This window comes from Rhizobacter sp. P3_B12 (assembly GCF_056402895.1).
Genome location: NZ_JBFUGN010000297.1, coordinates 1 through 6,373, shown reverse-complemented (window position 1 = coordinate 6,373; position 6,373 = coordinate 1). Strand labels below are relative to the sequence as shown.

At 67.9% G+C, this 6,373-nt stretch carries 5 protein-coding genes; 4 read left to right on the top strand and 1 reads right to left on the bottom strand.

The annotated features are described in order from the left end of the window. From AC1D01_RS16500 to AC1D01_RS16485, 4 genes are all read left to right on the top strand, one after another. Window positions 1-449 (top strand): HupE/UreJ family protein (locus AC1D01_RS16500; RefSeq protein ID WP_477868074.1); only part of this gene is annotated, 449 nt, incomplete at its 5' end. Window positions 450-460: 11 nt separating this feature from the next. Continuing rightward, window positions 461-766: an urease subunit beta gene (locus AC1D01_RS16495; RefSeq protein WP_477868072.1), complete on the top strand. Its 306-nt coding sequence runs from the start codon at window positions 461-463 to the stop codon at window positions 764-766. Beyond that, window positions 766-2,481 carry an urease subunit alpha gene (gene ureC, locus AC1D01_RS16490; RefSeq protein ID WP_477868070.1) on the top strand — a complete coding sequence of 572 codons (1,716 nt, stop codon included), beginning with the start codon at window positions 766-768 and terminating at the stop codon, window positions 2,479-2,481. The genes AC1D01_RS16495 and ureC overlap by 1 nt, the downstream gene beginning before the upstream one ends. 49 nt (window positions 2,482-2,530) lie before the next feature. Further along, window positions 2,531-3,607, top strand: coding sequence for a GSU2403 family nucleotidyltransferase fold protein (locus tag AC1D01_RS16485; RefSeq protein ID WP_477868068.1), 1,077 nt, complete (start codon window positions 2,531-2,533; stop codon window positions 3,605-3,607). A gap of 63 nt (window positions 3,608-3,670) precedes the next feature. Here the strand turns inward: AC1D01_RS16485 and AC1D01_RS16480 are convergent, their stop codons facing one another. Further along, window positions 3,671-6,244, bottom strand: coding sequence for a di-heme oxidoredictase family protein (locus AC1D01_RS16480; RefSeq protein ID WP_477868076.1), 2,574 nt, complete (start codon window positions 6,242-6,244; stop codon window positions 3,671-3,673). Window positions 6,245-6,373 lie beyond the last annotated feature (129 nt).

Sequence of the window (6,373 nt, the reverse complement as noted above, 5' to 3'; positions counted from 1 at the left end):
GGCTCGACCACCTGGCCGCGATGGTCGCGCTGGGCGTCTGGAGCGCGATGACGGCGCGCCGCGCCTGGATCGCGCCGCTGGCCTTCGCCGGCACGCTGTTGGTGGGTGCGCTGCTCGGCCTCGCAGGCATCACGCTGCCGGCGGTGGAGCCGATGATCGCCGCGTCGCTGCTGGCGCTGGGTCTGCTGCTCGCCACCAACGCGCGCCTGCCGGCTGCTGCGGGTGCGCTGATGGCCGCGGGCTTCGCGCTGTTCCACGGCCTGGCGCACGGCGCCGAGCTGGCCGGGCCGACCGCGGCCTTCGCGCTGGTCGGCATGGTCGCCGCCACCGCGCTGCTGCATGGCGCGGGCATCGGCATCGGGCTGCTGCTGCGCTCGCGCGCCGCCTGGCTGCCGCGCGTGGCCGGGGCAGCCGTCGCGCTGTTCGGCGTCGCCCTGCTGGTCAACTGAAGGAGCCGGCGATGATTCCAGGCGAACTGCTGATCGACGGCCCCGACATCGAGATCAACGTCGGCCGCCGCACGATCACGCTGGTGATCGAGAACAGCGGCGACCGGCCGGTGCAGGTCGGCTCGCACTACCACTTCGCCGAGACCAACCCGGCGCTGAAGTTCGACCGCGCGGCCGCGCGCGGCATGCGGCTGAACATCGCCTCGGGCACCGCGGTGCGCTTCGAGCCGGGGCAGCAGCGCACGGTCGAGCTGGTCGACTATGCCGGCGACCGCCGGGTCTACGGCTTCCGCGGCGAAGTCCAGGGAGCGCTCTGATGGCCACCATCAACCGCCGCGCCTATGCGGAGATGTTCGGCCCCACCGCCGGTGACCGCGTGCGGCTGGCCGACACCGGCCTGATCGTCGAGGTCGAGAAGGACTACACGCTGCTGGCCGGCGGCTACGGCGAAGAGGTGAAGTTCGGCGGCGGCAAGACCATCCGCGACGGCATGGGCCAGGGCCAGCGATTGGCGAAGGACGTGGCCGACACGGTGATCACCAACGCGCTGATCATCGACCACTGGGGCATCGTGAAGGCCGACATCGGCCTGAAGGCGGGCCGCATCGCCGGCATCGGCAAGGCCGGCAACCCCGACGTGCAGCCCGGCATCGACATCGTGATCGGCCCCGGCACCGAGATCATCGCCGGCGAGGGCAGCATCGTCACGGCCGGCGGCATCGATTCGCACATCCACTTCATCTGCCCGCAGCAGATCGAGGAGGCGCTGATGAGCGGCGTCACGACGATGCTCGGCGGCGGCACCGGCCCGGCCACCGGCACCTTCGCGACCACCTGCACCCCCGGCCCCTGGTACATCCACCAGATGCTGAAGGCGGCCGAGGCGTTCCCGATGAACCTGGGCTTCCAGGGCAAGGGCAATGCAAGCCTGCCCGGCGCGCTCGACGAGCAGGTCGAGGCAGGGGCCTATGGCCTGAAGCTGCACGAGGACTGGGGCACCACGCCGGCGGCGATCGACAACTGCCTGAGCGTGGCCGAGCGGCACGACATCCAGGTCACGATCCACACCGACACGCTGAACGAATCGGGCTTCGTCGAGAGCACGATCGACGCCTTCAAGGGCCGCACGATCGCGACCTTCCACACCGAGGGCGCGGGGGGCGGCCATGCGCCCGACATCATCAAGGCGGCCGGGCTGCCGAACGTGCTGCCGTCGTCGACCAACCCGACGATGCCGTACACGGTGAACACGATCGACGAGCACCTCGACATGCTGATGGTGTGCCACCACCTCGATGCATCGATTGCCGAGGACCTGGCCTTCGCCGAGAGCCGCATCCGCCGCGAGACGATCGCGGCCGAGGACATCCTGCACGACGTCGGCGTGTTCTCGATGATGTCGTCGGACAGCCAGGCGATGGGCCGGGTCGGCGAGGTGATCATCCGCACCTGGCAGACGGCCCACAAGATGAAGGCGCAGCGCGGCACGCTGCCCGAGGACAGCGCGCGGCACGACAACTTCCGCGTCAAGCGCTACATCGCGAAGTACACGATCAACCCGGCGATCACGCAGGGCATCTCGCACGAGGTGGGCTCGGTCGAGGTCGGCAAGCTGGCCGACCTGGTGCTGTGGAAGCCGGCCTTCTTCGGCGTGAAGCCGTCGCTGATCCTGAAGGGCGGCTTCATCGCGGCCGCGGCGATGGGCGACCCGAACGCATCGATCCCGACGCCGCAGCCGGTGCACTACCGGCCGATGTTCGGCTCGTTCGCCGGCGCGATGCACGACAGCTGCGTCACCTTCGTCTCGAAGGCRGGGCTCGCGGCCGGCGTGCCCGAGAAGCTCGGGCTGAAGAAGCGCGCGGTGGCGGTGAGCAACACGCGTTCGATCAGCAAGGCCGACATGATCCACAACGGCTTCACGCCGAAGATCGAGGTCGATCCGCAGACCTACGAGGTGCGCGCCGATGGCGTGCTGCTGACCTGCGAGCCGGCGACGGTGCTGCCGATGGCGCAGCGGTATTTCCTGTTCTGATCCTTGCACCCCCCTTTCCACCGATCACGCTCAAATTTGCGCGTGATCGGTGGAATATGCCTATAGTCAACAACTTATGGCATACACCAAGGCAGATTTCGCCCCATTTCTGTCCGACTCGGGACAGGTCATCGCCAACCTTGAAGCAGCCTATGAACAGTGGCATCAAGCTCGGCAGACCGTGGCTTCCTTGCCCAGCTCGATGTTCTGGCAGGCCAAGGGTGGAGTCGACTACCTGGCCGTCAAACGCGGCAGCCAGGACAGCGCAACGACCCAGGGCGCTCGCTCGCCTGAAACAGAGGCTGCCTACGAGTCCTTCGTCGCTGACAAGGAGACGGCCAAAAAGCGTGTTGCCGACGCCGATGCCCTCATCGAACAACGTGCGCGGCAGTACCGCGCCCTGCGCCTGCCGGTGATGCTGGACAAGCAAGGGGAACTGCTTCGTGCTTTTGATGTCGAGGGGCTGCTGAGGAACGACCTTCTGGTCGTTGGCACCAACGCCTTTGCGGCGTACGAAGTTCTCTGCGGCGTGAAGTTCCCCGCGGGCAACGAGCCCACGCAAGACTTTGATCTGGCATGGTGCCGTGGTTCGGGCGTGTCCCGGGCCAGGCTGGTTCCCGACCCAGACGTGGACAGCCGCAAGCCGCTGATCAACGTGCTCCAGTCCATCGACGCCACATACACACTGAACCCGAAGAAGCCCTACCAGGCGGTCAACAGCGCGGGCTACGAAGTTGAACTGCTGGCCGCGCCAAGCCGAGCCCCCCTCCCCAAGAAGGAGAGGTTCCAGCCGATGGTCTCGTTGGTGGAGCAAGAGTGGCTCTTGTGCGGGAAGGCGGCATTTGCAGTGGTTGCGACACAGCGCCATCGAGCTTGCCCGCTCTACGTTCCCGACCCTCGATGGATGGCGCTCCACAAGCTGTGGCTGGCCAGGAAGCCGGAGCGAAACGCACAGAAAAGACCGAAGGACGGGCGGCAAGACGAGGTCCTGCTCGATGCCTGCCGCTACTTCCTGGCTGATGCGTACCCTCTGAACATCGATTTCGTGCTCGAGCTTCCGGAGGAGCTGCGCAACCTGTTCAATGACTGGGCCGAAAGAAACGGATTCGACCCCATCGACGGGTGACCGGTCGATCAAGGAAAAAGCCCCGCCGAAGCGGGGCTTTCTTTCATCAGATCAGCGGAAGGATCAGAGCGATCCGAGGAACGCCAGCAGTGCCTGGCGATCCGCCGTCGACAGCGCCGCGAAGCGATTGCGGGCGTTGGTGGCTTCACCGCCGTGCCACATCACCGCTTCGGTCAGCGAGCGGGCGCGGCCGTCGTGCAGGTAGCCGACCTTGCCGGCCGTGCCCATCACGCGGTCGGTGTAGCCGATGCCCCACAGGGCCGACGTGCGCCACAGGTTGCCGGCCGCCGTGCCTTCGACATAGCTGTCGGCCATGTCAGGCCCCATGTCGTGCAGCAGCAGGTCGGTGTACGGCTTGATGCTCTGGTTGCGCAGCTCGGCGAGCGGGTGGCCGGAGCCGGTCTTCTGGTCCGCCACGTGGCAACCCGTGCAGTTCGCCGCCTTGAACACCTTCGCGCCGTTGGCCACCTTGACCGGATCGACGTCCAGGTCCGCCAGCGGTGCCACGCCCTTCGGGAACCCGCTCACCAGGCTGCGCTGTGCCGGAACGGCCAGCAGCTGCAGGTAGCGCGAGATCGACTGCAGGTCGGTTTCGGCCAGGCCCTTCTCGTTCTTCGTGCGGCAGGTCGGCAGGCCCGACAGGCAATCGCGGCTCGGGTACACCGGCGTGGTCACCGACATGTCCTGCAGCAGGGCCGACGCGGCTTGATGGCGCAGGCTGAACTTGCCGGCCTTCCAGCCGAAGCGGCCCAGGCGCACGTCACCGGTTTCCGGGTCGAACACGAAGTTCGCCTGGCCCTTGATGCCGTCGGCGTCCGCCGTGCCGCGGGCACGCGCCAGGATGTCGGCTTCCGGAATCGCTTCCAGCAGGCCGGTCCCCAGCATCGGCTGCGCAGCGCGCAGCGAGACGACTTGCGGCGTCGGGCCGTCGAAGGCCAGCTTGGGCTTGCGCAGTTCCACCGTCGTGCCGTCGGCCAGCTTCACGATCTGGGTGTCGAAGCCGGCGACGCGCACGCCGTTGCCCCAGTCCTGCGGCGCACCATCGGCACCGCGGGCGTTCATCTGCACCCCCACGCCGTAGCGCGAGTCGGGCACCTGCTGGCCCTGGGCATTGATCGACGCCGTGTGCACCGACATCGTGTCCAGGCGCTGGTTGACGGCCGCCGGCGCCGGGCTGCGGCCGTTGTTCACGTGGCACGCGATGCACGACGACTGGTTGTAGCGCGGCCCCTGCAGGCCCACCAGCGCATCGAAGCGGTCGTTGCCCGGCTCGTTGTGCTCGCCGGTGATCATGTTGGTGTGGATCGCGCGGCGGCCTTCGACGAAGCGCTGCATGTTCTGCATGCCGACGTTGATGTGCGGCTGCTGGAACATGAAGGTGCCGTTGTCGGCATAGTCGTACGACAGCGAGCCGGTGCCGCCCTGCAGCGTCTCGGCCGGCAGCGGCGCGTTCATCAGGCGCGGCTGCACGCCGTACCAGGGGCGCAGGCCCGTGCCGACCACGTAGGTCCATTCACCCGCGTAGTAGCGGATGCCGCCGTTGTCGCCCTTGGCGGCCATCGCCTCCTTGGTCGAGAAGAACGACGGCGAGACCTCGATCACGTCGCCCGCCACCAACGGACGTGCGGGCACGTTCCGGCCGTTGGGCATGCCGTCCGCGCCGATGTCGCCATGGCCGGGGTAGTCCTTGACGGTCAGGCTGCAATCGTTGTTCAGGATGCTGTTGCTGAACAGCCTACCGTTGGGCGGGTAGGCCACCGGCGGGCAGATCGTGACCTTGTCGTTGACCAGCTGGCCCGGGTTCATCCAGCCGTAGCCGGTGACGCCCACGCGGTCGAATGCGCGGAACCACGCCACGCCGCCAGGCAACTGGTCCTGCGTGAAGTAGTGGTTGACGCGCAGCGTCGGGGCGGTCACGCCGGCGACCCGGCTGTTGTCGATGATCTCGAAGCCCCAGGTGCGGTTCTTGAAGTAGTTCGGCACGAAGGTCAGGAAGTTGCCCGGGCCCTTGTCGACCGGGTTGCCGTTCGCGTCGACCGTCTCGTTCGGGCCCTGCCCGATCTCGTTCCAGTCTTCACCGCGCTCGCGGGCGTGGCGGGCCAGGCCGCGGATGCCGAAGCGCGTGACCAGGGTGCCGTCGGCCAGCGTGAACTGCAGCGTCTCGACCGGATCGACCTGGGTCGGCAACGGGGCCATGCCGGCGCCGCTGGTCGGTGCCTTCAGCGGCGCGGTGGCCACCGTCGGCATCGTGTTGTCGGAACCCGGCGTCTTGAACTCGGCTTCCCACAGCGAGTAGCCGTACTGCGTGCCGCGTGCCACACCCTGCAGGCGCACGAAGCGCGCGTTGATGCCGAGGTTGTAGAAGCCCTCGGTGCCGCCCTTGCCGTTGCTGACGTAGCGCACCTGCGACCAGTTCTGGCCGTCGTCGGAGACCTGCAGCGCGTACTCCTTGCCGTAGGAGTTCTCCCAGCTCAGCTTCAGCGCGCCGATCTGCGTCTTCTTGCCGAAATCCCATTGGATCCAGGCGCCGTCTTCCTGCTTGCTCGACCAGCGCGTGCCGAGACTGCCGTCGATCGTGTTGGTGGCGGGCATGCCGCCGTTCTCCAGCGCCGACGACGTGGCGGTTGCCGGCTTGATGACGACGCCAGGGTTGCTGACATCGGGTGCGGGGGCAGGTGCGGGCGCAGGAGCCGGCGCGGGAGCGGGGCTCGGTGCCGGCGCAGGGGCCGGGCTCGGCGCGGGAGCCGGCGCAGGGGCCGGGCTGGG

Excerpts from the sequence above, each read along its gene's own strand:
- AC1D01_RS16495 (WP_477868072.1), top strand. The coding sequence starts at position 461 with ATGATTCCAGGCGAACTGCTGATCGACGGCCCCGACATCGAGATCAAC.